Origin of the sequence: Pseudomonas sp. LAIL14HWK12:I7, assembly GCF_000483465.1 — a bacterium.
Lineage (GTDB): Bacteria > Pseudomonadota > Gammaproteobacteria > Pseudomonadales > Pseudomonadaceae > Aquipseudomonas > Aquipseudomonas kermanshahensis.
In genome coordinates this window covers 204928-229528 of record NZ_KI519606.1, presented here as the reverse complement: position 1 = coordinate 229528, position 24601 = coordinate 204928, and the positions used below count along the sequence as shown (strand labels likewise).

Genomic DNA, 24601 nt, shown 5'->3' with positions numbered 1-24601 from the left:
CAGCAACCTCTTACTGCTCCTTTGCACTGCACACTCTCTGCAGGTGTGGGCATCTTTTTTCCGAGAATTTCCATGGCCTCGATATCCAGCGCTTCACCGCGCACCTCAGACAGTTCAGAAATTCACGCCCCGCATGGCGTAGCAACTGCGATAGTCACCCTCGGGCTTGGAGGCCTTTTCATCGGTACCGGTGAGTTCGTTTCGATGAGCCTCTTGCCCGGCCTGGCCGAAAGCACCGGGGTGTCTATACCAACGGCAGGCAGCTACATCAGCGCGTATGCGCTGGGTGTTGTGATTGGCGCTCCGCTGATCGCGATCCTGGCAGCACGCACGTCTCGAAAAGCCCTTTTGATTGCCCTCATAGCACTATTCGCCATTGGCTACGCCGCCAGTGCTGTTGCATGGGACCACTTCAGTCTGCTGTGCGCACGCTTTCTGGCAGGCCTACCTCATGGCGCATACTACGGCGTTGCCTGCCTGGTTGCTGCCGCCATGGTGAGTGAAGGGCGAAAGGCGCAAGCGGCTGGATATGTAATGGCCGGTCTTGCGGCCGCCAACGTGATAGGTGTGCCCGCGGCGACCTGGATAGGTCAGACCTTCGGCTGGAGAGCAGCGTTTGGATCACTCGCTGTAGCTGGTATCGCCACAATGCTCTTGTTCTGGCTGTACGTCCCGTCGGTACCGCGTGATCCGAACGCCAGTCCTAGGGCCGAGCTGAGTGGGCTCAAGCGCCCATTGATATGGCTGACGCTAGCGACTGCCTCGATCGGTTTCGGTGGCATGTTCGCGGTGTACAGCTACATCACGCCAACGCTGACCGAGATGACTGGCTTCTCGATCAACCAGGTGCCGATGGTGCTGGCCTTATGGGGTATCGGCATGATCGCCGGCAACCTGGTTGGCGGCTGGTTAGCGGACCGAGGCCTGATCCGAGCCATCTTCGCCATCATGGTGTGGAACGTGATTTTCCTGACGCTGTTCTCCCTGTTCGCTCCGTCGAAGGTTGGGACCCTCGCGGTCCTGTTCCTGGTGGGCTGTGGCTTCGCTCTGGTACCTGCTCTACAGGTGCGCTTGATGAATGTCGCCGGGCACGCACAAACACTTGCGGCCGCCCTCAACCACAGCGCCTTCAATATCTCCAATGCAATGGGGGCGAGCCTCGGCGGGATGTCTATCGCCATGGGCCTGGGCTGGGCATCAACGGGCTGGGTTGGAGCCCTGCTTGCGCTCCTGGGCATCGTGGCCATGGTCATTTCCGTGATGGTGGAAAGAGCGGCAAGAACCACATCGCAGCCAAGGTGATCCCATAGATCAAAGGGCACTCCGCTGCTTCCAATCTGTTTTGTTAATCCCTGGTGAGGTAACCATGACGAACCACCAACCTATGATCGAGCTGTCCGACGGGAACCTGATTCCTCAACTGGGACTGGGCGTCTGGCAAGCGAGCCAAGGGCAAGCCCGTACAGCTGTCAGCCAAGCGCTACAGATCGGATACCGCCACATTGATACCGCCTCGATCTATGAGAACGAGGAAGGTGTCGGAGCAGGCCTGCGTGACTCCGGTGTCGACCGTGAGAGGGTCTTCGTAACCACAAAAATCTGGAACGCTGACCAGGGATTTGAAGCCTCTGGCAAAGCTCTGGACGAGAGCCTGGCTCGGCTCAAGCTGGAATACGTAGACTTGCTGCTCATTCACTGGCCGGCGCCGGCGAAAGGGCTATTCCTTGATACCTGGAAGGCGATGATCGAGGCCAAGAAGCAAGGCAAGGCTCGCTCCATTGGCGTCTCGAACTTCAACCCAGATCATCTGAAGCAACTAATTGAGGTCACAGGAGTCGCCCCAGTCCTGAACCAGATCGAGCTGCACCCATACTTCCAGCAGGCTGACCTGCGCCGGAGCAACGCCGAACTCGGGATTCGCACCGAGTCCTGGAGCCCCTTGGCGCAGGGAAAAGCAATCGATGATCCGCTAGTACGCGAAATTGCTGCGAAGCATGACCGCACGTGCTCTCAGGTAATCATCCGCTGGCATCTGCAGCTCGGCCTAGTGGTCATTCCTAAGTCGGTCACGGAAGCTCGCATCCGAGAAAACCACCGCGTGTTTGACTTCGAATTGTCTGCCGATGAGATAGGGGCAATTGCCGCTCTCGACAGAGAGCAGCGACTGGGGCCAGATCCAGTCGTACTTGGCTGAGCTTTTTTCTTTCGTCTTGAAACAAGCAGGCGATTAGCTTCTAGCGGGTTGTGACCGTCTGCTTTTGGCCGATAGCAGAAATCCATGGAGGGCTGCTTTGGGTCGGTTAGCGCCTCTGGCGCCGAGCTGACCATCCTTGTCCTCCCTCACATGGAGCACAAGACATGAACACCATTACAACCAGCAGACGTCAGCCTTGGAACAAAGGAAAACTGGTCGGGCAAAAAGCCCCACTCCGACTGAAAGATATCTGGGCTATTCGAGTGAGGCTTCAAATCGCGGAGGAAACTCGTGATTTGGCTCTTTTCGATCTGGCCATCGACAGCAAGCTACGAGCCTGCGATCTGACTAAGCTTCGCGTCCGCGACGTTGCTCATGGGGAGCACGTGTCATCGCGAGCGATAGTGATGCAGCAGAAAACTCAGCGCTCCGTACAGTTTGAGATTACGGAGCAAACTCGGCTGGCCCTACAGGCCTGGATACATCAAGCCCATCTGCACAGCGAGGATTGTCTTTTCCCAAGCCGGCTACACGCCTCAGAGCATCTATCCACCCGGCAGTACGCCCGAATCGTGAAAGCGTGGATAAAAGCTATTGGTCTTGATCCAGCCATGTACGGCACCCACACGATGAGACGTACGAAGGCATCGCTGATCTATCGCAGGACGAAGAACCTGAGAGCAGTTCAGCTCCTACTCGGTCATACAAAGCTTGAAAGCACGGTGCGATACCTGGGTATTGAGGTCGATGACGCATTGGAAATGGCGGAGCAGACTGAGGTCTGAAAGCGTTTAGCGACGGTCGAGGTATGACCGTCGCTAAGCGACCCAAAGCAGCCATTGGTGAATGGCAGGATTCAGCCAAAAGCCGTCGCGTGCTACCGATAGCCCTGCCCTCCTAGTGAGCCGTTGAGGACCCAGCATCTTTTATTCAATCTGATTACCCACCAAGAACAAACCCAGGCCGATCAGGCAAACCACTAACTGAGTAGCGCCCAGCGTGGTCACAGGGGCGAAGTCCAATATTGAGACCAGCCAGGTAGTGATCGCCGCCGCACCCATGGTCAGGAAGCCGAGCAACGCGGAGGCCAGGCCCGCTTCGTTGCCGAACGGCCCCATGGTGATAGCGGTGCCAAGCGGGTTGGCCAGGCCCATGCCCCAGAGAAACGTGACCATCGACAACGAGTACCAGGCCAGGCCGGGCTCGCTCGGGGCGATCAACAGCAGGCCGCCAGCCAGCGCCGCGATTGCGAGGCCGAAGCTGGCGACCCGGCGGCTGCCGAAGCGCCGGGCCAGGCGTGGCGTGGCCAGACCGGCCGCGAATACCACGAATACGGTCGCAGCGAAGTACAGCCCGGCCTGCAGAGATGACAATCCCATACCGCTCATCAGGATCGCCGGTGCCGCACCGAAAGAGGCGAACAGGCCACTCATCAGAAGGCTCACGGCTCCGGCGGGCAGAATGAAGCGTCCGTCGCCGAGCAGGCGGCCGTAAGCCGCCATCACCTGTGGCACGGACTGCATGACGCGGCGTTCGAATGGCAGGGTTTCGCCAAGGCCACGGGCGTAAAAGAACGCGATGACGACGGCGGCAATTCCCACCATCACGAAGATTGCCCGCCAGCCCAGGGCGGTGGTCAGCAGGCTGCCTATCAGCGGTGAGAAACCGGGGGCCATAGCGGTAGCGATCATGGTCAGCGACAGGGCCCGCGCCAGCGTTTCGCCTTCGAACAAATCACGGGCGATGGCCCGCGCCAACACCGCAGCGGCGCAGACGCCCAGGGCCTGGATCACCCGACCGGTTATCAGCATGCCGAGCGAATTCGCCAGGCCGGCCACCAAGGTGCCGATCACGAACAGCGTGAGCCCACCGAGTACCAGGCGCTTGCGGCCGAAGCGATCGGCCAGTGGCCCTACCACCAGTTGCGCGAGCGCGAAGGTGATGAAGAAGCTGGAGAGCGTCAGCCCGAGCTCGCGGGAGGACACCCCCAGTTGCTGGCCGATCTCCGGGAAAGCCGGAAGAATGATATTGGTGGACAGGATGCTGATCGCCGACAGCCCCGCCAGCAACGCAACCATCCTGCCCGTCAGCGCGGTACCGCCATGCAGGGGCAACACACTCGTCACGCCTTCTGGCCGCACGCTCATCACACCCCCTCCCAGCGACGAAACAGCACGCTTGCATTCACACCACCAAAGCCGAAGCCATTGGACAGTGCATGGGTGATCGACATCGGCCGGGCGTTCAACGCGACCAGGTCGAGGCCCGCGGCGACTGCGTCCGGGTTGATGAGATTGAGGGTCGGCGGCGCGATCTGGTCACGCAACGCCAGCACGGTGAAGATCGCTTCGATCCCGCCGGCGGCTCCCAGCAAATGGCCCGTGGCGGATTTAGTCGAGCTGATCGCCACGCCCGCATTGGCCCCGAACAGCGCCTGAATTGCTGCCAGCTCACCTTTGTCACCAACCTGTGTGGAAGTGGCATGGGCGTTGATGTGCTGCACGTGCTCAGGCTTCACGCCTGCCTGCTGCAGCGCCAGTTGCATGGCACGCCGCGCGCCGCTGCCGTCTTCGGGGCCCGCGGTAAGGTGATAGGCATCGGCGCTGGAACCATAACCCACCAGCTCGGCCAGCGGCCTAGCGCCGCGCAGCAGCGCGTGTTCAAGTGACTCGATCACCAGCAGCCCGGCGCCTTCGGCCATGACGAATCCGTCGCGGTCACGGTCGAAGGGGCGCGACGCCTCCTGCGGCCGCTCCGCATAACCGGTCGACAGCGCGCGAGCGGCCGCGAAGCAGCCCAAGGTAACGCGGTCGATCGCAGCTTCCGTTCCGCCACACACCGCGATATCGGCTTCGCCACTTCTGATTAGCCGGGCTGCATCGCCAATGGCCTGTACGCCGGCCGCGCAGGCGGTAACCGGCGCACCAAGCGGGCCCTTGAAGCCATGGCTGATCGACACGTGCCCCGCTGCCATGTTGGCTAGAAACGACGGTGCGGTGAACGGTGATAGCCGGCGTGGCCCACGCGTGTCGGTAATGCGTACGGCCTCGGCAATAGCGCCGAAACCGCCCACCCCCGATGCGATTATCGTCGCCGTGCGCTGCCGCGCCTCTTCCGTTTTCGGCTGCCAGCCCGCTTGTTGCAAAGCCTCGTGCGCGGCCAACAGTGCGAACTCGATGAAGCGGTCCATCTTCTTGCGTTCCTTGGCCGCGATGACAAGATCGGGTTGGTAGCCAGCGACCGCGTCCTCCTCCTGCGTGGGCACTTGCCCGCCGGCCGTTATCCCTGTGCCCTCGGTGATGGCCACCGGCAGCGTACGAATGCCCGAACGCCCGGCCAGCAAACGTTGCCACACCGTTTCGGTCCCGCAGCCCAGCGGGCCAACGATACCGACACCGGTTACCACGATGCGCTGGTGCTTTTGAAAATTGATCATTGCAGCCTCTCAGATTGGCGGCGAGCAGTTGGGCACCACTCGCAACTGAATCAAGCATGTGCTTCTTGCATTTCGGCGCTCGGACGGATCCTGAACCAGATGGCGTACATTGCCGGCAGGAATACCAGCGTCATGATGGTGCCGACGAAGGTCCCGCCAATCAGGGTGTAGGCCAGGGTGCCCCAGAACACCGAGTGCGTGAGCGGAATGAAGGCGAGGATCGCCGCCAGTGCCGTCAGCAGCACCGGGCGGGCGCGCTGCACGGTGGCCTCGACGACTGCCTGGAACGGGGCAAGCCCTTCGCGCTCGTTGTGGTGGATCTGCCCGATCAGGATCAGCGTGTTGCGCATCAGGATCCCTGACAGCGCGATCAAGCCGACCAGTGCGTTGATGCCGAACGGCTGCTGGAACAGCAGCAGCACCGGCACGACGCCAATCAGGCCCAGCGGTGAAGTGAGAAACACCATGACCATGGCCGAGAGCGAGCGCACCTGCAGGATGATGATCAGCAGCGTCAGGGCAATCATGATCGGCAGCAACGGCACGATCGCCTTGCTGGCCTTGCCGGACTCCTCGATGGCGCCAGCCATCTCGATGCGATAGCCGGCCGGCAGCGTCTCGATGATCGGTTGCAGGTCCTTCCAAACGGCAGTGGACACGTCCGGCGGCTGCAGCCCCTCGGCAATGTCGCCGCGCACGGTGATGGTCGGCGTACGATCACGGCGCCGCAGGATCGGGTCCTCCATGCGTATATTCACCTCGCCGACCTGGGACAGCGGAATGCGCTGGCCCGCTGAGCCAACCAGCGTGAAACCTGCGATCTTCTCTGGGTCGAGGCGAATTTCTCCCGCCGCGCGACCGACTACCTGCACAGAGCGGATGTCCTCGCGCACCGAGGTGATCGGCACGCCGCTGAGCAGGAACTGCAGTTGCTGCGCCACGGCATTGGAGCTCAGGCCAACGGCCTGCAGACGATCTTGATCCAGAGAGAAGTGCAACGTCGGCACCAGCGGGCCCCAATCGGCGTTCACCGTGCGCATCATCGGGCTGGCCTGCAACACGGCCTGCACACGGCTGGCAATCTCGCGCAGTTGCACAGCATCCGGCCCCATCACCCTGTAAGCCACCGGGTAAGGTGAATACGGACCGAACACCAGTTGCGTGACGCGCACCTTGGCCTCAGGCGCCAGCCCTTCGGAGGCCGCCTCACGGATGCGCAGCTTGAGGGCTTCACGAGCCTCCTGGCTATCCGTCAGCACCACGATCTTGGCAAACGACGGGTCAGGCAGCTCCGGTGCCATAGCCAGGAAAAAGCGTGGCGGGCCTTGGCCGATATAGCTGGTGACGATCTTGGCTTCTTCCTGCTTGCGTAACCACGACTCGACCTTTATAGCCGTGGCATTGGTCTGCTCGATGGACGTGCCATAAGGCATCTGCAACTCGACCAGCACTTCCGGGCGGTCGGACGTCGGAAAGAACTGCTTCTTTACCAGCCCCATGCCCAGGACGGCCACTACGAACGCGGCGATCACCACGCCGGCCACCAGCCATTTGTGCGCGATGACGCGCCCCAGCAGCCTGCGAAAGCGGTTGTAATGGCGCGTGTCGTAGATCGCCGCATGTCCACCCTCGACCTGCTTGATGCCGGGCAACAGCTTCACGCCCAGATAGGGCGTGAACGCCACGGCCACCACCCAAGAGGCGATCAGCGCGATGCCAACGATCCAGAACATGTTGCTGGTGTACTCGCCGGCCGTGGACTGCGCGAAACCGTTCGGCATGAAACCGATGGCGGTGACCAGCGTGCCGGAGAGCATCGGCGCCGCGGTGTGGCTCCAGGCGTAGGCCGATGCCTTGAAGCGGTCATAGCCCTCTTCCATCTTCACCACCATCATTTCGATGGCGATGATGGCGTCGTCCACCAGCAGGCCCAGGGCAAGGATCAGGGAACCCAGGGTAATGCGGTCGAAGTTCTTGCCGGTGGCCGCCATCACCACGAAGACGAGGGCCAGGGTCAGTGGCACGGCGGCGGCCACCACCACACCCACGCGCCAGCCCATGCTGATGAAGCAGACCAGCATCACCACCAGCAGGGCGACGAAGAACTTGACCATGAACTCATCGACGGAAGAGCTGATGTTGACCGCCTGGTCGGTGACCTTGTCCAGCGTCATGCCCAGCGGCATGGCGTCATTGATGCTCGCTGTTTCCGCGTCCAGCGCCGCGCCGAGGTCGAGACCGTTCCAGCCCTCGCGCATCACCACGCCAAGCAGCAGCGCGGGTTCGCCAGCGTTGCGCACCAGAAAGGTGGCGGGATCTTCGTAGCCACGCTCCACGGTTGCCACATCAGCCAGTTTCAGGGTCCGGCCCTGCACGGCGATCGGTGTGTCCCGAATCTTCGCCAGCGTGTCGAACGCGCCATCCAGGCGCATCACCACTTGCGGGCCGGAGGTTTCCACCGAGCCGGCTGGCGTCAGCGCGTTCTGGCTGTTGAGTGCAGCGAAGATGTCCTGTGCAGTCACGCCCAGCGTCGCCAGCCGGTCATGGGAAAAGGACACGAAAATGCGCTCGGCCTGTTCGCCAATGATGTTGACCTTCTTCACCCCCGGCACATGCAGCAGACGCTGGCGCAGCGACTCGGCCTCGCGGACCAGTTGGCGCTGGGGTTCGCCGTTGGCCTTCAGGGCATACACCGCGAAGGTCACATCCGAGAACTCGTCGTTGATCATCGGCCCGATGACGCCAGCCGGCAAGCTCTTCGCTTCATCTCCGAGCTTCTTGCGGGCCTGGTAGAACTCCTCCTGCACCTGCGAAGGCGGTGTGCTGTCGAGCAATGACACCATGGTAAACGCCAGGCCCGCGCGGGTGTAGGTTTCGCTGCGGTCGTACCAGCGCAGCTCCTGCATGCGCTTTTCCAGCGGTTCGGCCACCTGATCCTGCATTTCCTGAGCAGTAGCGCCCGGCCAGGCAGTGATGACGGTCATCTGCTTGACGGTGAATGGCGGATCTTCGGCGCGCCCCAACTGGAAGAACGCCAGCGTGCCAGCCAGCGCGATCAGCAGAATGAGAAACAGGGTGATGGCACGCTCGCGAACCGCCAGTGCCGACAGGTTGAAGCGGCCTTCGCTCATGGCTGGCTCCCGGCGACTGCAGGTGCCTGGGCAACGCGCACCTCCTGATCGTCATGCAACAGGTGCGCGCCCAGCGCCACTACCTGCTCGCCCGCGCTCAGACGGCCATCGACTCGCGCCGTCTGATCGCCGATCCCCACAACCCGCACCGGCCGCCAAGCGACTTTCGCCGGCTCACCAGCGACCACCCAGACGCCGGGACCATTGCCCGGATCGTACAACGAGGCGGCAGGCACCTGCAGCGCCTGGCCTGTATCGCTCGCCGCTGCAATATCGAGAGTGATGGTAGCGCCTAGCGGGGCATTGGCCAACGCGCCGTCGAGCACGTAACGGGCCTCGAAGGTACGCGTGGTGGCATCGGCGGCCTCGGAAAGCAGACGCAGCCTCGCCGCAACCGAGGCGCCGCTGCTGCCATACAGAGCCGCCTGAGCGGTCGAACCCGGCACCGGTCGCAGGGTTTCGGGCAGGTGCACGATGGCTTCACGCTTCCCTGCTCGCGCCAGCCGCACCACTGCCTGCCCGGCGCTGACAACCTGGCCGGGCTCTGCCAGGGTTTCCATCACCACACCGTCGGCATCGGCCAGCAAGGCGGCGTAACCCCTGGCGTTGCGCGCGACATCGGCCTGGGCTTGGGCAGCGCTGAGCTGCGCCTTGGCGGAATCGGCGGCAGCCTTGATCTGATCGTAGGTCGAAGCCGATACCGCCCCGGCAGCGACCAGCCCGCGGTAACGGGCTTCGTCGTCAGCCGTCTGCTTGGCCCGCGCCCGAGCAGACGCGACGGCCTCCTCCTGCGCCCGCGCCTGCAGCTGCAGGTCGACGGGATCGAGTCGCATCAACGGCTGCCCGCGCCTGACCGTTTCGCCGGTATCGACCAGGCGCTCCAGCACCTTGCCGGATACGCGAAAGCCGAGGTCGCTTTGAGTGCGCGCGACCACTACACCAGTGAAGGAACGAGCGGCTCCGGATGCCTGCACGACCACTGCTACCCGAACCAACGGCGGCTTGTTGCGGGGGTCTTTCTGGACAGACGAATCGCCGCACGCCACCAGGACGAGAGGCAGCAGGCAAACGGCAAGAACGGCGGGCACGTGGCGCATGGGTTCCATCACTCAAAAGCAATTCAGGAACCTCATTCTTAAGCTGGTGACCAATATTGTCAATGGTCACTATTGAGCGACTAGGGAGCCAGGCTGCGTAATATCAGCGCCGGCAGGTGCGCGGCTGCCTCGACGGCGCTATCCAGGTTGTACTGCAGCTGGGCGGAATTTATGTAGGGCCGCAGGATCAGAAAGATCGCGTTGGTGGTTTCGTCCAGAGGCGTCTTGCGCTCGAATTCGCCCGTTTCGCGGCCCTCGAGCAAAATCCGCTGAATTAGCTCGCGAATGCGCAGCTCGTGCGCCTTGACCGACGGCCACTGGTCGCGCGAGGCCACCGCAGCGATGTCGTAAAGCTTTCGATCGTGGAAGAAAAGATCGCTGCCAGCCTCTGAAATCGAGCGAAACAGGCGCCTCAGCTTCTCCGAGGCACTCGGCGCATCGGCCAGTGCCGCTTCGACAATACCCATGATCATGGCCAGGCGATTGGTGCAAATCACCCCACCAATGGCCTGCTTGGAATCGAAGAATTTATAGATGTAGGCCTTGGAGAAACCGATCGCCTTGGCAAGATCCGAAACCGTGGTTTTCTCATAGCCATAGTGGCCGAAATGCTCGGTCGCGGCGTTGATGATCTGGTCGCGGATCTCATGATCCTGCGGCCCACGTGTATTCGAGGTGTTGATATCGTCGTTCATGCCTAGAGCATAACTCCACGGTGAGCTGATTGACAGTAAGTGACCAATCTATAATATGGTCACCATCTATTTTCGCCTATGAGAATTCCCATGTCGGCCATGCGCACCCTTGCACTCGTGATCAGCACCAGCCTGGCGGCAGGGTGCGCAGTCGGCCCTGACTACCATCGCCCGGACGCACCGCTGGCCGACCACTACCTGGGTCAGGCCGCCGTGGAACGGCGAGCCGCGCCGGCACCTGCCAGTTTCGCCCGGTGGTGGGAGGGCTTCGGCGACGCCCAGTTGAGTGCGTTGATAGACGAAGCGCTGGCGCAGAATCTCCACATCGCCAAGGCCCGGGCCCGCGTCATGCAAGCCCGTGCCGGCCTTGGCGCCGCCAATGCGGCGCTGCTTCCCTCGGCCACGATCAACGGCCAGGCGGCACGTGCCCAGCAATCGGTGGAAACGCCATTGGGCCAGGTACTGGACGCCACGCCCGGCTACGACCGCAATGGTAATAGCTACGAGGCCAACCTCGAAGCGAGTTGGGAGCTGGATGTGTTTGGCGGCCTGCGCCGTGGCAAGGAAGCTGCCCAGGCGGATTACCAGGCATCCGGGGCCGACGTCGTTGCCACGCGGCTCGCGGTCGCCGCGCAGACAGCCGACATCTACATCAGTATCCGCGGCCTGCAGGCGCGTATGGCGATTGCCGAGCGGCAGGTCGACACACAGCAGGCGTTGCTGGACAAAGTGCGCCTGCTACATACGCGCGGCCTGGCCGCCGACTATCAGGTGCGACAGACCGAAGGCGAACTCTCGCAAGTCAGGGCCAGCGTGCCGGTCTTGCAAGCGGGTCTTGATGCAGCCATGAACGCGATGGATGTGATGCTCGGCAGCACGCCGGGCACCCACCGGGCCGAACTCGCCAACGCAGGCGCCATTCCACGCGCGCCGCAGCTCGTGGCGACGGGCACGCCCGCTGACCTGCTGCGCCGTCGCCCGGACCTGATTGCCGCAGAGCGCCGACTGGTCGCCGCCAATGCGCGTATAGGCGAGGCGATCAGCGAGTACTACCCGAAGTTCTCACTCAGCGCTCTGCTCGGCAGTGCTACTACGCAGAATGGTAACCTGTTCAGCAGCGGTGCAGCGCAATCGGCTGGGGTGTTGGGTTTGCGTTGGCGGCTGTTCGATTTTGCGCGCATCAACGCCCAGATCGACCTGGCCAAAGGCCAGGAAGCAGAAGCGCTCGCCGCCTATCGCCAGTCTGTACTAATGGCCAGCGAGGATGTGGAAAATGCCTTCTCGGCGCTGGTCAACCATGAAACCCAGGCTGCGCTCCTGACGGCTGGCGAAACCGCCCTGGCAAACGCCCGGCAGTCTTCCTTCATAGCGTACCAGAACGGCGCCGCCAGCCTGATTGACGTGCTCAACGCCGATCAGACGCTGCTGCGCACTTCCGACGCCAGGGCGCAAGCGCAGACAGGGTCGGCCCGCGCGGGCATCGCAGCATACCGTGCCCTAGGAGGAGGCTGGGATTCCGAACAAATGGCAGTGAATGGACCGTTAGAAGCTAAATAGCCGGAGTTTGCTTTGGGCCGAATTTAGCCTCTTGTGGACGACCGCTTTGGGTCGAAAGCGGTCAGTCGCGAACGGCGGCTATCGACCCATAGCTGCCAGTCGTGTCTGAGGTGATCTTTGTGGGAGCGGGTTTACCCGCGAACACGGGCGAAGCCCGTGCCATCCTCCGCGTTGCCTGCTTCGCGGGTAAACCCGCTCCCACAATAAATGTTGGTGAGTCCAACGGCAGCCATGGGTCGATTGCAGCCGCTCGCTAGTAACCCCTTTCGACCCCTAGCTGACAGCCGTAGCCGTGCTGCAGCCAAAAGGAGGGCTCAGTTCACCATCACTTCGTCCAGCGCCCGTTCAAGGGTGCTGACCGTGCGCTCGATATTGTGCAGTTTTTCGAGCCCGAACAGACCAATACGAAAGGTTTGGAAGTCGGCCGGCTCATCACATTGCAACGGCACTCCGGCGGCTATCTGTAGGCCGTGTTCTGCAAATTTCTTACCGTTCTTGATGTCGGGATCATCGGTGTAGCTCACCACTACACCCGGGGCCTGAAAGCCGGCTGCGGCCACGCTTTTGATGCCTCTGCCGGTCAACATGGCGCGGACGCGATCGCCCAACGCCTGTTGTTCACCGCGCACCTTGTCGAAACCGTAGGCTTGCATCTCGTTCATCACGTCGTTGAATCGCGCGAGAGAATCGCTGGGCATGGTCGCGTGGTAAGCATGTCCGCCCTGTTCGTATGCCTGCATGATCTGAAGCCACTTTTTCAGGTCGCAGGCAAAGCTGCTGCTATGCGTCTGCTCGATGCGCTCGAGGGCCAATGCACTGAGCATCACCAGCGCGCAGCAAGGGGAGGCGCTCCAACCTTTCTGCGGTGCGCTGATCAGCAGGTCGACTGCGCACTTGTCCATATCAACCCAAAGCGTGCCTGAGGCGATGCAATCCAGTACGAACAGCCCCCCCACTGCATGCACAGCGTCGCCAATGGCCCGCAAGTAATCGTCGGGCAGGATAATCCCGGATGAGGTTTCAACGTGTGGTGCAAAGACAATCTGCGGTTTGTGCGCCTCAATGGCCGCTAACACTTCGTCCAGAGGCGGGGGCACGTAGGCTGGCTGGCGACCCGTGTCGATCGGTCGGGCTTTCAGCACCGTGGTAGCCGCCGGAATGTTGCCCATCTCAAGGATCTGGCTCCAGCGATAACTGAACCAACCGTTGCGGATCACCAGGCACTGCTGGCCGGTGGCAAACTGCCGCGCTACCGATTCCATGCCGAATGTACCGCTACCCGGCACTACTGCAACAGCCTGAGCGTTATAGACCTGTTTCAGGGTGCTGGAAATGTTCTTCATCACGCCTTGAAATGCCTGCGACATATGATTGAGCGAGCGGTCGGTGTAGACCACCGAATACTCGACCAGCCCCTCAGGATCAATACTTGGATATAGCTTTGACATGCGGTGACTCCTTTAGCAGAGATGTCATTGGTATGGACCCAGTCCTAAGCCTTGGCAACTGAGAAGTTAGAACATGGCTCGGACGGAGGTCGTTCACGTCCGGTTAGTCGACAGCAGGCGGTGGTGACTGTCTGCTATCACCCCACCCAACAAGCCATTAAGCTACCGCACTGTCTGACCGCTCTCTCAGGACGAGGCCAACCATGTTCGATCACCCGACCCACCCCGAAATCGCTGAATGGTTTACCCAGTTCAATGTCCCTGAGGTGTCCTACAGCGTCTGCTCCATTGACCTGAGCAATGAGCCGCCCGAGCACTGGTTTTACAAACGCAAGAAGTTGCGGCCTGAAAGCCTGAAACTCAATCTGCACATCCCGGCCAACGGCAGCTGGTGGGTCGACCTGTCGCGTCATGACAAGCTCTTCAACGTCCAGTGGCGCCCCAACGATGACCTGCGCATCGAGTCGCAGCAACTGCGCTACCGCAAGCAGATCAAGTGGCCCCGCCTGCACAACCTGATGGGCTTCCCCTTGCTGGTCGAACAGTTGCAGCAGTGCCTCGAGGTGACCTTCCTGCGCCATGCCAATATAGGGGCGCGCTTGCTGGAACCCGAAGCGTTGGCGCGCAATCCAGAACTACGGCAATGGCTGGCACCCTGTGCCGACACTTTTGGCTGGAACAGGCGAATGCAGCCGGAATAACAGGGCTGCGCGATTCACTTACGAGCACAAGCGTCGCCCGCTACCCATCAATCCGATCAATCTCTTCCTGGCTCAGCGCACGCCAATCAGCCGGCAAAATCCCGTAATCGGCGCGCGCGGACTCCAGGGCCTGCGCCAATGACAGCATCAGGTGATCGCCTTCAACCTGTTGAGCGCCGTAATCGATGAAGCGAATCTCCAGATAAACCGGCGGGTCCTCCCCTCCTTCGACCTCAAGACCAAACAGCACGATGGCTGTTACGTTGGGACGATATTCACAGGGTTGCCGCACCTTGGCGAACAGGTACACGGGCCTTTCCGTCATTCGTTCAACTCCGTTACATGCCCGGGTACAGGCCCGCAGGGGGTTGGTAGTCGGGGTCTTCGAAGCGACTGTTACTGTAAGTCGTTTTGGCCGTTGGCCCGCTGTGGGGGTACGTCACTTGAGGGTTGGGGACGAGGTGCCACTCGGCGCCGTCTTTGTCGCGCTCAATCAGCGTGGGATACAGCGTGCAGGTACCGCCTGAACCGGAGGTCAACCTGAACTGATAGTAGCGCCCTGCCTGGGGCGTGAAGTGAGTTACGACCATGCAGGATTGCGTACGCGGCCCCTCCCAGAACATGCCCACCTGCGTTTTGATACCGGGCCTGACACGGGTTTCGAAGTAGTCGAACGTCAAGTCCTGCCCGGCTTTGGGCATGCCCTGGTCCTGTGTATTGATGAACGGCAGCGGCCCGGTGCGGATCACGCCGCCCGAGCGCACGCCGTTTTCGTATTGGTAAATAGTGGCATGCTGCGTGAAGTTGACGACGCGAACCCACGCGGGATCCGGCTCGTTTTCAGGCGCGACGAAGTAATCGGTATGAGGTAAATACTGGCAGCCCGCAAACAACGGCAGAAGCAGCAGGCAGCGTGCAGTACGTATCGACATGGCGCACGTCCTTTGCAAAGTGCCTGTACAGACCACACGAGCGGGGATGCATTCCCTAGCTGCTTCAAGAATGTCACGCTTAGCCGTCGGCCAAACGGTCATGGCGAATCGCCTTGAGGGGGCTATCGTTGCTTGTCTGGGCAACGACTACCGACCGAGGGCGGGGCGATGAACACCAGTGATCTTCTCGAACAGTTACTTCGGGCCGGGCAAGGCTCGCAAGCGCAACAAGGCAGCGGTGGCCTGTCATCGCAAGATGGCCTGGGCGGTTTGGGCGGCTTGCTGGGTGGTTTGCTTAACGGCGGCAGTGCCGCGGGTGGCGGTGGTGGCCTTGGCGGTCTACTGGGCGGCCTGTTGCGGGGTGGCGGCAGCGCTGGCGGCGTTAGCCAGGGGCGCGCCACGGGTGGCACCCATTACGCGGCCCTGGCGTCGCTGGGCATGATGGCGTTCCAGGCCTACCAAAGCTGGCAGCGCAGCCAGGCGGCAGCCCCGCAACAGGCCATGCGTACTGTCGATCAATTGTCCGGCCCCGAGGCCGAGGGCCACAGCCATGCAATATTGCGCGCGCTAATTGCGGCAGCCAAGGCTGACGGGCGCATCGACGAGCAAGAAGAACAGTTGATCTACGCAGAAATCAAACGTCACACCAGCGACCCGCAACTGCAGCAATGGCTGGATGACGAAGTCAGCAAACCCCTCGATGCTGCCGAAGTGGCACAGTCGGCACAGGACCCGGCCATGGCTGCGGAGATGTACCTGGCCAGCGTGATGCTGGTGGATGACCAGCAGGCCGCAGAGCGGGCCTACCTTGATGAACTGGCCAGCGCTCTGCAAATCGACCCGACCTTGCAGGTGCACCTGGAACAACAGGCCAAGGGAGCCGCCTGACCGGCTGCGGTGCCTGCGGGCTTCATTAACCTGAAGCCCGCGCAGGCATGGTCCCGAGCGTAAACAGCCTGTGAGGTTGTGCTGTTTAGCTGTCACCTTCCTGCACACTGACCCTCACGCCCGTGCTAGCGATTTCGTACTCGGATTCCGATATCTGCCGCACGGCCCCACCGAATTGCATTTCAAAATGCACCGGACCTTCATGCCGAATCATTCCATTGGGCGAGCGCTCAACGGTCTCATCCTGATAAATGTTGATCACATAGACCACATTATCCGTACCCACCCCGACTTTTTTTCCAACGTATTTGTCCGCCATATCCTTACGCCTTGAGTGAAACCTCACAGCCGCTGCACCTGGGATGCAGACCGTTAAAGCCTGTGCGCAATGGCGCAAGCGGTCTGTGCGCTACCGTACAGACGCTTCGAATTAGATAGCTGCCGCAGGCTAATTAGACAGGCTGGATGGTATCCTCCAGCGGTTTTACCCCGTTGGCAGTAGCGGACGGCGAACAGGACAAAAGGAAAATGTCATGCGTACACGCACCCTCCTCGCGGCATTCGGCGCCGCGTTCACACTGCTGTCAGCCCCGGCATCGGCCACCCAGCCGGCGCCCGTGACGCCGGCACAGGTGAACAAAGACCGCATTTCGGTAACGGTCGAAGGCAGCGGCCCTGATGTGATCTTGATCCCGGGCTTGGCGTCTTCCCGCGAGGTGTGGCGTGGTCTGGCCACCCGCTTGCAGCGCAGCCACCGCCTTCACCTGGTACAGGTCGCAGGTTTCGCCGGGGCACCTGCGGTGTCCGACTCGCGTGGAGAAGTCGTGGCGCCAACGGCCGAGGCCATCGCTGACTACATCCGCACCCAGCACCTCAAGGCCCCGGTCATCATTGGTCACTCGTTGGGTGGCGAGGTGGCGCTGATGCTCGGCGCGCGTCACCCCGATCAAGTCGCACGGCTGATGGTCGTCGATGCCCTGCCCTTCTACACACTGCTCATGAACCCGTTCGCAACCCGCGAGACGGCCGAACCGCAGGCGGCTGCATTCCGCGATTCGCTGCTGGCGTCAACGCCTGAGCAGGCTGAAGCCCTGCAGCGTGTATCCATTGCCCGCTTGGTAAAAAGCGAAGCAGCCCGGCCTGTGCTGCTTGCGGCGGCGACAAGCTCGGATCGGCAGACCACGGCGCAAGCCACTTACGAACTGATGACCACCGACCTGCGCCCAGAGCTTGATCGCATCCAGGTGCCGGTCGAGGTCGTCTATGCCTATGACCCGGTGTACGGCATCCCTGCGGCCAACGTCGAGGCGACCTTCCGCAACGCCTATGCCAATGCCCCGCACATCAACTTCACGCGCATTGACGACAGCTTCCACTTCGTCATGCTCGACCAGCCAGAAGCGTTCGCCAACGTGGTCACTGATTTCCTGCAGCCCTAGCGGGCGCCTGCCACCGCCGTTCAGCGCTTGAGCAGGGCAATGAAAAACAGCCCGCCAAGCGCTGCAGTGGCAATGCCGATCGGCAGGTCTTGCGGGGCGATCAGGGTGCGTGCAGCCACGTCTACCCAGACCAGGAAAATCCCCCCCAGCAGTGCACTCACCGGCATCAGCCGGCGGTTTTCCGCACCCACCAGCGCCCGCGCCATGTGCGGCACCATCAAGCCGACGAAGCCGATGGCACCGGAGAGCGACACCAGCACACCGGTCAGCAACGAGGTGCAGGTGAACACCTGCAGGCGCAGGCGTCGGCCGCTGAAGCCCAGGCTCACTGCGGTCTGCTCACCGCTCATCAGCGCATTCAGCCCGCGCCCCATGACCTGCAAGGCAACCAGCCCCAGCACCACGCAAAGCGCCGGCAACCAGAGGACATGCCAACGCGCCGCCCCCAAGCCTCCCAGCATCCAGAACACCACCGAGGCGGCGGCGTGCTGGTCGCCCGTGTACAGCAGTAGGTTGACCACGGCCATCAACACGAACGACACGGCGACGCCCGCCAGCAGCAGGCGGTCGCTTTCCATGCGGCCATGGCGCCGCGCCACGGCGATCACCAGCAGCATGCTCGCCGCCGCGCCCATGAACGCCGCCAACGGCAGGCTGAAGGCGCCGATGAATTCGCCGAGGTAGAGCATCACCAGCACCGCCCCCAACGCCGCGCCGGAGCTGACGCCCAGCAGGTGCGGGTCTGCCAGGGGGTTACGGGTCACGGCCTGCAGCGCCGTGCCGACCAGTGCCAAGCCGGCACCCACCAAGGCCCCCAGTAAAACCCGGGGGGCGCGAATCAGCCAGACGATCTGCGCCTGGCTTTGGGACCACTCGCCTGGCCCGGCGATGCCCAGTTGCTGGCCGACGATCCCGGCCACGTGGGCCAGCGGTACCGATGCGGGGCCGAATGCCAGGGCGATCAGGCACGACACCAGCAACAGTGCGCTCAGCATCACGATCAACCACCGGTAGGCCACAGGGCTGTGCCCGACCCTCATTGAACGGCACCTTGGAACAGCTGCGGATGCAGGGCAGCAGCCAGCTTCTCGATGGCCAGGGCGTTCTCGACAGCGGGCGTTACCTCCAGATAAGTCAGCACGATGAAGCGCTGCTCACGAATCGCCTGCACGTCTTTCAACGCCGGCTGGCGCAGCAAGAAATCGCGCTTCTGCTGCCAACTGCTCGGGCCATAGTCGACGATCAGAATGACCTGCGGGTCGCGCTCCACCACACTCTCCCAGTTCACCTGGGTCCAGCTGGCAGACACGTCGTCCATCACATTGCGACCGCCTGCCGCCTCGATCAGGGCCTGGGGTACGCCCAGCCTTCCCGAGGTGGTCGGGCGGTCTTCGCCACTGTCGTACAGAAATACACGGGGCGCAGGCTGCGCGTGTTCAACCCGGCGCTGCACGTCACCGATGCGCGTGCGCATGTTCGCGATCAAGGCGTCGGCCTGGGGCTCGACGGAAAAAATCCGACCTAGATTGCCCAGGTCGCGATAAACGTCATCCAGCCTGGCCCGTTGCTGGGCCATGACCCACGAACACGACTCGCTCAGCTCGTACACCGGGATACCGAACGGCGCGAGGGTGCTGGGCGTGACTGGCCCACCGACCTGCATGCCGTAGTTCCAGCCGGCAAAGAACAGGTCGGTTTCAGCCGCCAGCAAGGTTTCGATGGCAGGGTAACGGCTGGCCAGCGGTGGTACGCCCTGCAGCGCTGCATCTACCCACGGATCGCGGTGCTTGCTGGCAGTGAAGCCGGTGTAGCCGATGATGTGCTCGCGCAGCCCCAGGTGCAGCAGCATGGCGGTCATGTTCACGTCGTGCACCACGACCCGCTGCGGTGGCTGGGTGAACGTTATGTCGCGGTCACAGCTGCGCACGCTCAGGGGGTAATCGCTGGCCATCGCAGGCAGCGCGGTCAGCAACGCCAACAGGCCGATCAGGTAGCGGACAGTCATGTTCGGGTGATCCAGGTAATGCGTGGGTAGGGATGCAGGGGATGCGGGTCGACCAGCGCCTCGACGCCGAAAACCTGCAGCAGCAGCGCGGGGGTCAGCACCTGCTGTGGCGTACCGCAGGCGACGATGCGCCCGCCGTCGATGACGTACAGCCGATCGCAAAACGCAGCCGCCAGGTTGAGGTCGTGGAAGCTGGCCAAAATGCTCAGGCCCAGGCCACGCAGGTGCTGAAGCAGCTCCAGCTGGTAGCGTGGGTCGAGGTGGTTGGTTGGCTCGTCGAGTAGCAGCAGCTGCGGCGTCTGCACCAGCGCCCGGGCCAGCAGCACGCGCTGTTTCTCGCCGCCAGACAGGCTGGCAAAGGCCCGTTCGCCCTCGCCGCCAAGGCCGACTTGCGCCAGTGCCTGGGCCACTTGCCGGGCGTCCTCGGCCGTGTCGCCGTCGAACAAGCCCTTGTGCGGTGCGCGCCCCATCGCAACGATGTCGCCAACGCTCAAGCCAAACGCGTCGGGAAACTCCTGCAGCACCACCGCGATGCGTTGTGCGCTCCACCGTGCGCTGCGTTGCCAAAGGTCATCACCGCCAAGGCGCACACGGCCCTCGGCAGGTTCGTTGGCGCGGTAGGCGCACCGCAGCAGGCTGGTCTTGCCGCTGCCATTGGGGCCGATCAAGCCGACGAACTCGCCCTGTTCCACTCGCAGGTCCACACCCTGCAGCAGCGGGCGCGGCGGCTGTCCCCGTTCAAGCAGGGCCCAGTCCAGGGCCTCGATGTGCAGTTGCGTCATGGGCATCACCTCCAGGAAGCACCGGCCAGGGGCCGGTGCGACAGGCTCAGAAGCTGTAGTCAGCCGTGACGAAGAACGAACGCGGTTCGCCCAGGTACCACTGCCGGCCGTTGTTACCCGTGGTGGTGGCGTACTGGCGGTCGAACAGGTTGTTCAACTGCAGGCCCAGGGTCAGGTCCGGTTGCACGTGCCAGTCGATGTTGGCGTCAACCACGGTGTAGCTGGGCACCTCGACGGTGTTGGCGTTGTCGGCGTAGCGGCTGTCGACATAGCGCGCCCCGGCGCCGGCACTGAAGCGTTGGCCGAAGTCTTTGCTCAACCACAGGTTGGCGGAGCGGCGCGGCACGTTGATCGGCTGGTTGCCGGCGTAGTCGTTGGCGCCACTGGCAAACTCGTCATACTCCGCGCGCACCCAGGCGGCGTTGGCCGACAGTTGCACGTCATACGGCAGGCGCAGTTCGAGGGTGGCCTCGATACCGTCCGACGACTGTTGGCCGACCTGCTGTTGCAGCGTGGGGTTGAGCGGGTCGGTGCTCAGCAGCTTTTTCTTGACGATGTGATACGCCGCCAGCGTCCACTCGCCTCGCCCGTCAGGCAGCCTGTGCTTGATGCCGGCTTCGGTCTGTTTGGCGGTGCTCAGGTCCCATTGCTGCTGCGCGGCGTTGAGGGTGAGCAGGTTGCTCACGCCTTCGGTACTGGTGGCGTACTGGCCATAAACCGACAGGTCCTCGGTCAGCGCGAACACCAGGCCGGCGCGCCAGTTGTCGCCAGACAAGCTGCGATCGGTGCGGGTATCGGCATCCAGGTCGTCGCGGTTCAGGTGCACCTGGTCGCGGCGTGCACCGGTGATCAACGACAGGCGCTCGGTGAGTTGCGTGCGGTTTTCGGCGAACAGCGAGAATTGCTTGGCCTGGTTGGCTTCGCGCGAGCGGTAAGGGTCGTTGCTGATGTACTCGCCCCCACCGGAACCGGACAACGGCACGGTATCGGTCAGGGTGTTGCCGAAGTCGTGCTTGCGCACGAAACGGATCGTGTTGTAGTCGGCGCCCACCACGGTCTGGCTGTCCAGGCCGAACAGTGGGTGTTGCAGGGTGAACGACTGGCGATCGCCGAGCTGTTCCTGGGTCTGCTTGATGCTGATGAAGCTGCTGCGCCGCACCTGGTCGCCTGGCAGCCAGGTGTAGGTCTCGGCGTTGCGCCAGCGGCGCTGGGCCTTGAGGAAGTACAGCTGGTTGCTGGCGGTGAGGTTGTCGTTGATCACCCAGTCGGTGACCAGCCGCGTCGACTGGTCGTTGTAATGCACTTCGGCGTTGTCGACGTTGTAGTTGTGATCGCGCAGCGACTCGCGGTAATGCCCGTCCACCAACGGCGTCCCCATGTACTGCTGCGGGTCTTGGTCTCCGTAGTCGTGGCTGAGGGTAAAGCTCAGTTCATCGCTGGGCTGCCAGCGCAGCGCGCCGCTGATGGCGAGGCTCTGCGAATCGCCCCGGTCGACCCAGCCGTTGCTGGCCAGCTTGTTGAGGTTCAGGCGGTAGCTCAAGGTGTCGGTCAGCGAGCCGCCGCTGTCCAGGGCCATCTGCCGACGGTCATCCGAGCCGTAGCCCAGGCGCAGGTGATTGCGGATTTCGCCTTCAAAGGGCTTCTTCGGCACGACGTTGACCACCGCACCGGTAGCGCCCTCCCCGTACAGCACCGAGGCCGGGCCGCGCAGCACATCGATGCGCTCGACCGACCAGGTATCGACCGGGAAGGTCACGGTGCCGGCGCCCACGTACAGCCGGGTACCGTCGTACAACTGCATGGTCGAGCTGTGCCCGGTGAAGCCGCGGGCCGACAAGGCCGTGCCGCCGTTACCGGGGGTGCCGATGAAGGTGATGCCGGGTGAACGGGTGACCGCGTCCTGCACCGTGGCGTTGTTACGCGTGAGGATTTGCTCGGCACTGATACTGGTCACGCTGGCCGGTGTTTCCAGCGGCGTCAGGCCAAGCCGCGAACCACTGGTGCCTGGGGTATGCAGGTCGGGCTGAGGGTTGTGCTCGGCCGTGCCGGTAATGTCCGTGGCCGGTAGCGCCAGGGCGTTGTCCGCCTCGGCGGCGTGGGCGGCAACAGAGAGAAAAACACAGGGCACCAGGCTGGCGTGCAGCAGCGTACCTGGCAGAGAATTAAACAGCGAATAACGGGACATGTCGTTCCACTTGAAGCAGGAATGAAAGAATCCCGGAGGGAACAACGCAAAGAGGAATCGCGGGCGAGCACGCCCACGGAAACCGGCCTGCGCCCGCCCACCGCGGGTTTGCCAAACGATGCTTCAGGCCGGTCTCCGGGCTCGCGAGGGTCATGAAGCCTTCACCTTCCCATGCCAGGGCACAGTGGTGTCTTGAATGCTTCGCTCGCATACCGTTGCGGGGGCAGCGCCGGACTGATCATCGAACGATGACGAACCGGCTTCCCGTTTCACCCCATGCACGGCGGCAGGGGGCACCTGAAACAGGCGCGCAGATGACCATCAAAAGCCCGCTGCGTCAACCGGCTTGTGGCAAACAGGTCGCCTGAGCTCGCCACTTCAGGCCCTGGGCGAACGCGTCACGGTTCAATCATCGCCAGGGCTTTCTACTGCCTTTTCTGGCGCGGCATTTTGTAACGTTCAGTAAGAAGTTTTTGCATGGACATCATACCCACCACTCTTTAGCCTTACGCCTCCGTCGAAGTGGGGACCCCGTGTGAAGCAGCAGTCAGCTAAACCAAAGCCCGCCCTCTGGGGCATTCTGATGGTCGCCGCGAGCCTCTGCGCACACGCTGACAGCACACCCCAACAAAGCCCGACGCTGGTGTATTCCTGGCCCGTTAACGCAGGCCCGCTCGACCCACGCGGCTACTCGCCCAATCAGATGTACGCCCAGGCCATGGTGTATGAACCGCTGGTGCGTTACACCTCGGCGGGCACTGTAGAGCCGTGGTTGGCACAGGCTTGGCAAGTCTCCGACGATGGCAAGACCTACACCTTCAACTTGCGAGATGGCGTGCGCTTCAGTGACGGCACGCCATTCGACGCTGCAGCTGCCAAGGCCAACCTGGATGCCGTCCTGGCCAATAGCCAACGCCATCGCTGGATGGAGCTGGTCACCACCCTCGACCACATCGAGGCCCCTGACCGCCTGACCTTGCGCCTGGTGCTCAAGCACCCGTATTACCCAACGTTGATGGAACTAGCCCAAGTGCGCCCGCTGCGCTTCGCCTCCCCACAGGCCAAACCTGGCGAACCCGCCGGCACCGGCCCATGGATGCGCGTCGAATCGCGCTTGGGCGAGTATGACCGCTTTGCCCGCAACCCCTTTTACTGGGGCGCAAAGCCGGCCTATGGCGAGGTGCTGGTAAACGTCATCCCTGATCCCAACAGCCGCGCGCTGGCCCTGCAGGCCGGCGAGCTCGAGCTGATTCAAGGGGCCGCCGGCGAGATTACCGCCGGCACGTTCGTGCGCCTGCGCGACCAAGGCTTCGCCACCGCCCTCTCGGCACCGCTGGCTACCCGCACCCTGGCGATGAACACCGGGCATGGCGCCACCCGTGACCTGGCCGTGCGTCAAGCGATCAACCAGGCGGTGAACAAGCAGGCCATCATCGACCAGATTCTGTATGGCCTCGAGCCCCGTGCCGATACCCTGTTCGCCAGCAACATGCCCTATGCCGACATCGGCCTGAAACCCTACGCCTACGACCCTGCCCAAGCCGCCCGCGAACTTGACGCTGCCGGCTGGACCCTGACGGCAGGCGCAACGGTACGTAGCAAGGCCGGTGAACCGCTGTCGATCGAACTGGTGTTCCTCGGCACCAGCGCGCTGCAGAAGAGCCTGGCTGAAGTGCTGCAAGGCGAGCTGGCTAACGTCGGTATGCGCATTGAGCTGCGTGCGGTCGAAGAAGGTGGGCTGGTCCGGCGCCAGCGCGATGGCGACTTCGGCATGATCTTCGCCGACACCTGGGGAGCGCCCTACGACCCGCACTCCTTTGTCAGCTCCATGCGCTATGCCGGCCATGCCGACTACATGGCGCAGCGTGGTTTAGCGATCAAGGACGAACTGGACCAGCGCATTGGCCAGGAACTGGCAAGTACCGACGCGCAGCAACGCGCCGAACAGTACCGGTTCATCCTCACCACCCTGCATGAGCAAGCCGTGTACCTGCCGATTTCCTACCTTACCGCCATCAGCGTTCGCCGCGACTCCGTTGCCCATGTGCAATTCGGCAGCACGCTGTTCGACGTGCCGTTCGAAGCCATGACACCGAAGCAGGGAGACTGAC

The 24601-nt window shown here is 62.6% G+C and carries 21 protein-coding genes and 1 riboswitch; of the genes, 8 read left to right on the top strand and 13 right to left on the bottom strand.

The window, feature by feature from the left end:
• Positions 1–72: 72 nt before the first annotated feature.
• The 3 genes from D886_RS0123800 to D886_RS0123790 all read left to right on the top strand — a co-directional run bounded on the left by D886_RS0123800 (position 73) and on the right by D886_RS0123790 (position 2979).
• A complete protein-coding gene (locus tag D886_RS0123800; RefSeq protein ID WP_081717548.1) occupies positions 73–1302 on the top strand; it encodes an MFS transporter in 1230 nt (409 codons plus the stop codon).
• A gap of 64 nt (positions 1303–1366) precedes the next feature.
• Positions 1367–2194 (top strand): aldo/keto reductase, encoded by an 828-nt coding sequence (locus tag D886_RS0123795; protein ID WP_027596281.1) that lies wholly within the window; start codon positions 1367–1369, stop codon positions 2192–2194.
• 164 nt (positions 2195–2358) lie between these two features.
• A complete protein-coding gene (locus D886_RS0123790) occupies positions 2359–2979 on the top strand; it encodes a tyrosine-type recombinase/integrase (RefSeq protein WP_027596280.1) in 621 nt (206 codons plus the stop codon).
• A gap of 141 nt (positions 2980–3120) precedes the next feature.
• Here the strand turns inward: D886_RS0123790 and D886_RS0123785 are convergent, their stop codons facing one another.
• The 5 genes from D886_RS0123785 to D886_RS0123765 all read right to left on the bottom strand — a co-directional run bounded on the left by D886_RS0123785 (position 3121) and on the right by D886_RS0123765 (position 10553).
• On the bottom strand, positions 3121–4341 hold the full coding sequence (locus tag D886_RS0123785) for a multidrug effflux MFS transporter (protein WP_027596279.1): 1221 nt from the start codon (positions 4339–4341) through the stop codon (positions 3121–3123).
• Positions 4341–5630, bottom strand: coding sequence for a beta-ketoacyl-ACP synthase II (gene fabF, locus D886_RS0123780; RefSeq protein ID WP_027596278.1), 1290 nt, complete (start codon positions 5628–5630; stop codon positions 4341–4343). The genes D886_RS0123785 and fabF overlap by 1 nt, the downstream gene beginning before the upstream one ends.
• Before the next feature lie 50 nt (positions 5631–5680).
• Entirely contained in the window at positions 5681–8761 is a 3081-nt protein-coding gene (locus D886_RS0123775) for an efflux RND transporter permease subunit (RefSeq protein WP_027596277.1), read from the bottom strand.
• A complete protein-coding gene (locus D886_RS0123770; protein ID WP_371098580.1) occupies positions 8758–9858 on the bottom strand; it encodes an efflux RND transporter periplasmic adaptor subunit in 1101 nt (366 codons plus the stop codon). The genes D886_RS0123775 and D886_RS0123770 overlap by 4 nt, the downstream gene beginning before the upstream one ends.
• 80 nt (positions 9859–9938) lie before the next feature.
• Complete coding sequence (locus tag D886_RS0123765) at positions 9939–10553, bottom strand: TetR/AcrR family transcriptional regulator (protein WP_027596275.1); 615 nt, start codon at positions 10551–10553, stop codon at positions 9939–9941.
• Positions 10554–10643: 90 nt separating this feature from the next.
• On the opposite strand from D886_RS0123765, the gene D886_RS0123760 reads away from it, so the two are divergent.
• Positions 10644–12110, top strand: a complete 1467-nt coding sequence (locus tag D886_RS0123760; protein WP_027596274.1) for an efflux transporter outer membrane subunit — start codon at positions 10644–10646, stop codon at positions 12108–12110.
• Positions 12111–12424: 314 nt separating this feature from the next.
• Here D886_RS0123760 and D886_RS0123755 read toward each other — a convergent pair whose 3' ends face one another.
• Positions 12425–13558: an aminotransferase class V-fold PLP-dependent enzyme gene (locus tag D886_RS0123755; protein WP_027596273.1), complete on the bottom strand. Its 1134-nt coding sequence runs from the start codon at positions 13556–13558 to the stop codon at positions 12425–12427.
• A 203-nt stretch (positions 13559–13761) separates the two neighbouring features.
• Here D886_RS0123755 and D886_RS0123750 point away from each other — a divergent pair, with 203 nt between their 5' ends.
• Positions 13762–14259 (top strand): hypothetical protein, encoded by a 498-nt coding sequence (locus tag D886_RS0123750; protein WP_027596272.1) that lies wholly within the window; start codon positions 13762–13764, stop codon positions 14257–14259.
• A gap of 40 nt (positions 14260–14299) precedes the next feature.
• On the opposite strand, the gene D886_RS0123745 is transcribed toward D886_RS0123750, so the two are convergent.
• Both D886_RS0123745 and D886_RS0123740 read right to left on the bottom strand, forming a co-directional pair.
• The gene (locus D886_RS0123745; protein ID WP_256215314.1) at positions 14300–14569 is read right to left on the bottom strand and encodes a hypothetical protein; all 270 of its coding nucleotides are present in this window, start codon (positions 14567–14569) and stop codon (positions 14300–14302) included.
• A gap of 28 nt (positions 14570–14597) precedes the next feature.
• The gene (locus tag D886_RS0123740; RefSeq protein WP_027596270.1) at positions 14598–15191 is read right to left on the bottom strand and encodes a hypothetical protein; all 594 of its coding nucleotides are present in this window, start codon (positions 15189–15191) and stop codon (positions 14598–14600) included.
• Between the two features lie 168 nt (positions 15192–15359).
• Here D886_RS0123740 and D886_RS0123735 point away from each other — a divergent pair, with 168 nt between their 5' ends.
• A complete protein-coding gene (locus D886_RS0123735) occupies positions 15360–16079 on the top strand; it encodes a tellurite resistance TerB family protein (protein WP_027596269.1) in 720 nt (239 codons plus the stop codon).
• Positions 16080–16164: 85 nt separating this feature from the next.
• On the opposite strand, the gene D886_RS0123730 is transcribed toward D886_RS0123735, so the two are convergent.
• The gene (locus D886_RS0123730) at positions 16165–16398 is read right to left on the bottom strand and encodes a hypothetical protein (RefSeq protein WP_027596268.1); all 234 of its coding nucleotides are present in this window, start codon (positions 16396–16398) and stop codon (positions 16165–16167) included.
• Between the two features lie 214 nt (positions 16399–16612).
• Between D886_RS0123730 and D886_RS0123725 the strand changes: the two genes are divergently transcribed.
• Positions 16613–17518 carry an alpha/beta fold hydrolase gene (locus D886_RS0123725; RefSeq protein WP_027596267.1) on the top strand — a complete coding sequence of 302 codons (906 nt, stop codon included), beginning with the start codon at positions 16613–16615 and terminating at the stop codon, positions 17516–17518.
• A 20-nt stretch (positions 17519–17538) separates the two neighbouring features.
• Here D886_RS0123725 and D886_RS0123720 read toward each other — a convergent pair whose 3' ends face one another.
• The 4 genes from D886_RS0123720 to D886_RS0123705 are packed head-to-tail and all read right to left on the bottom strand — an operon-like array spanning position 17539 to position 22490.
• Positions 17539–18558 carry an iron ABC transporter permease gene (locus D886_RS0123720; protein ID WP_027596266.1) on the bottom strand — a complete coding sequence of 340 codons (1020 nt, stop codon included), beginning with the start codon at positions 18556–18558 and terminating at the stop codon, positions 17539–17541.
• Entirely contained in the window at positions 18555–19523 is a 969-nt protein-coding gene (locus tag D886_RS0123715; protein ID WP_027596265.1) for an ABC transporter substrate-binding protein, read from the bottom strand. Before D886_RS0123715 ends, D886_RS0123720 begins: the two co-directional genes overlap by 4 nt.
• Complete coding sequence (locus D886_RS0123710) at positions 19520–20305, bottom strand: ABC transporter ATP-binding protein (protein ID WP_027596264.1); 786 nt, start codon at positions 20303–20305, stop codon at positions 19520–19522. Before D886_RS0123710 ends, D886_RS0123715 begins: the two co-directional genes overlap by 4 nt.
• A gap of 46 nt (positions 20306–20351) precedes the next feature.
• Positions 20352–22490: a TonB-dependent siderophore receptor gene (locus tag D886_RS0123705; protein WP_027596263.1), complete on the bottom strand. Its 2139-nt coding sequence runs from the start codon at positions 22488–22490 to the stop codon at positions 20352–20354.
• Positions 22491–22598: 108 nt separating this feature from the next.
• Positions 22599–22806: riboswitch (cobalamin riboswitch) on the bottom strand.
• A 219-nt stretch (positions 22807–23025) separates the two neighbouring features.
• Here D886_RS0123705 and nikA point away from each other — a divergent pair.
• Positions 23026–24600 (top strand): nickel ABC transporter substrate-binding protein, encoded by a 1575-nt coding sequence (gene nikA / locus D886_RS0123700; RefSeq protein ID WP_027596262.1) that lies wholly within the window; start codon positions 23026–23028, stop codon positions 24598–24600.
• Position 24601 lies beyond the last annotated feature (1 nt).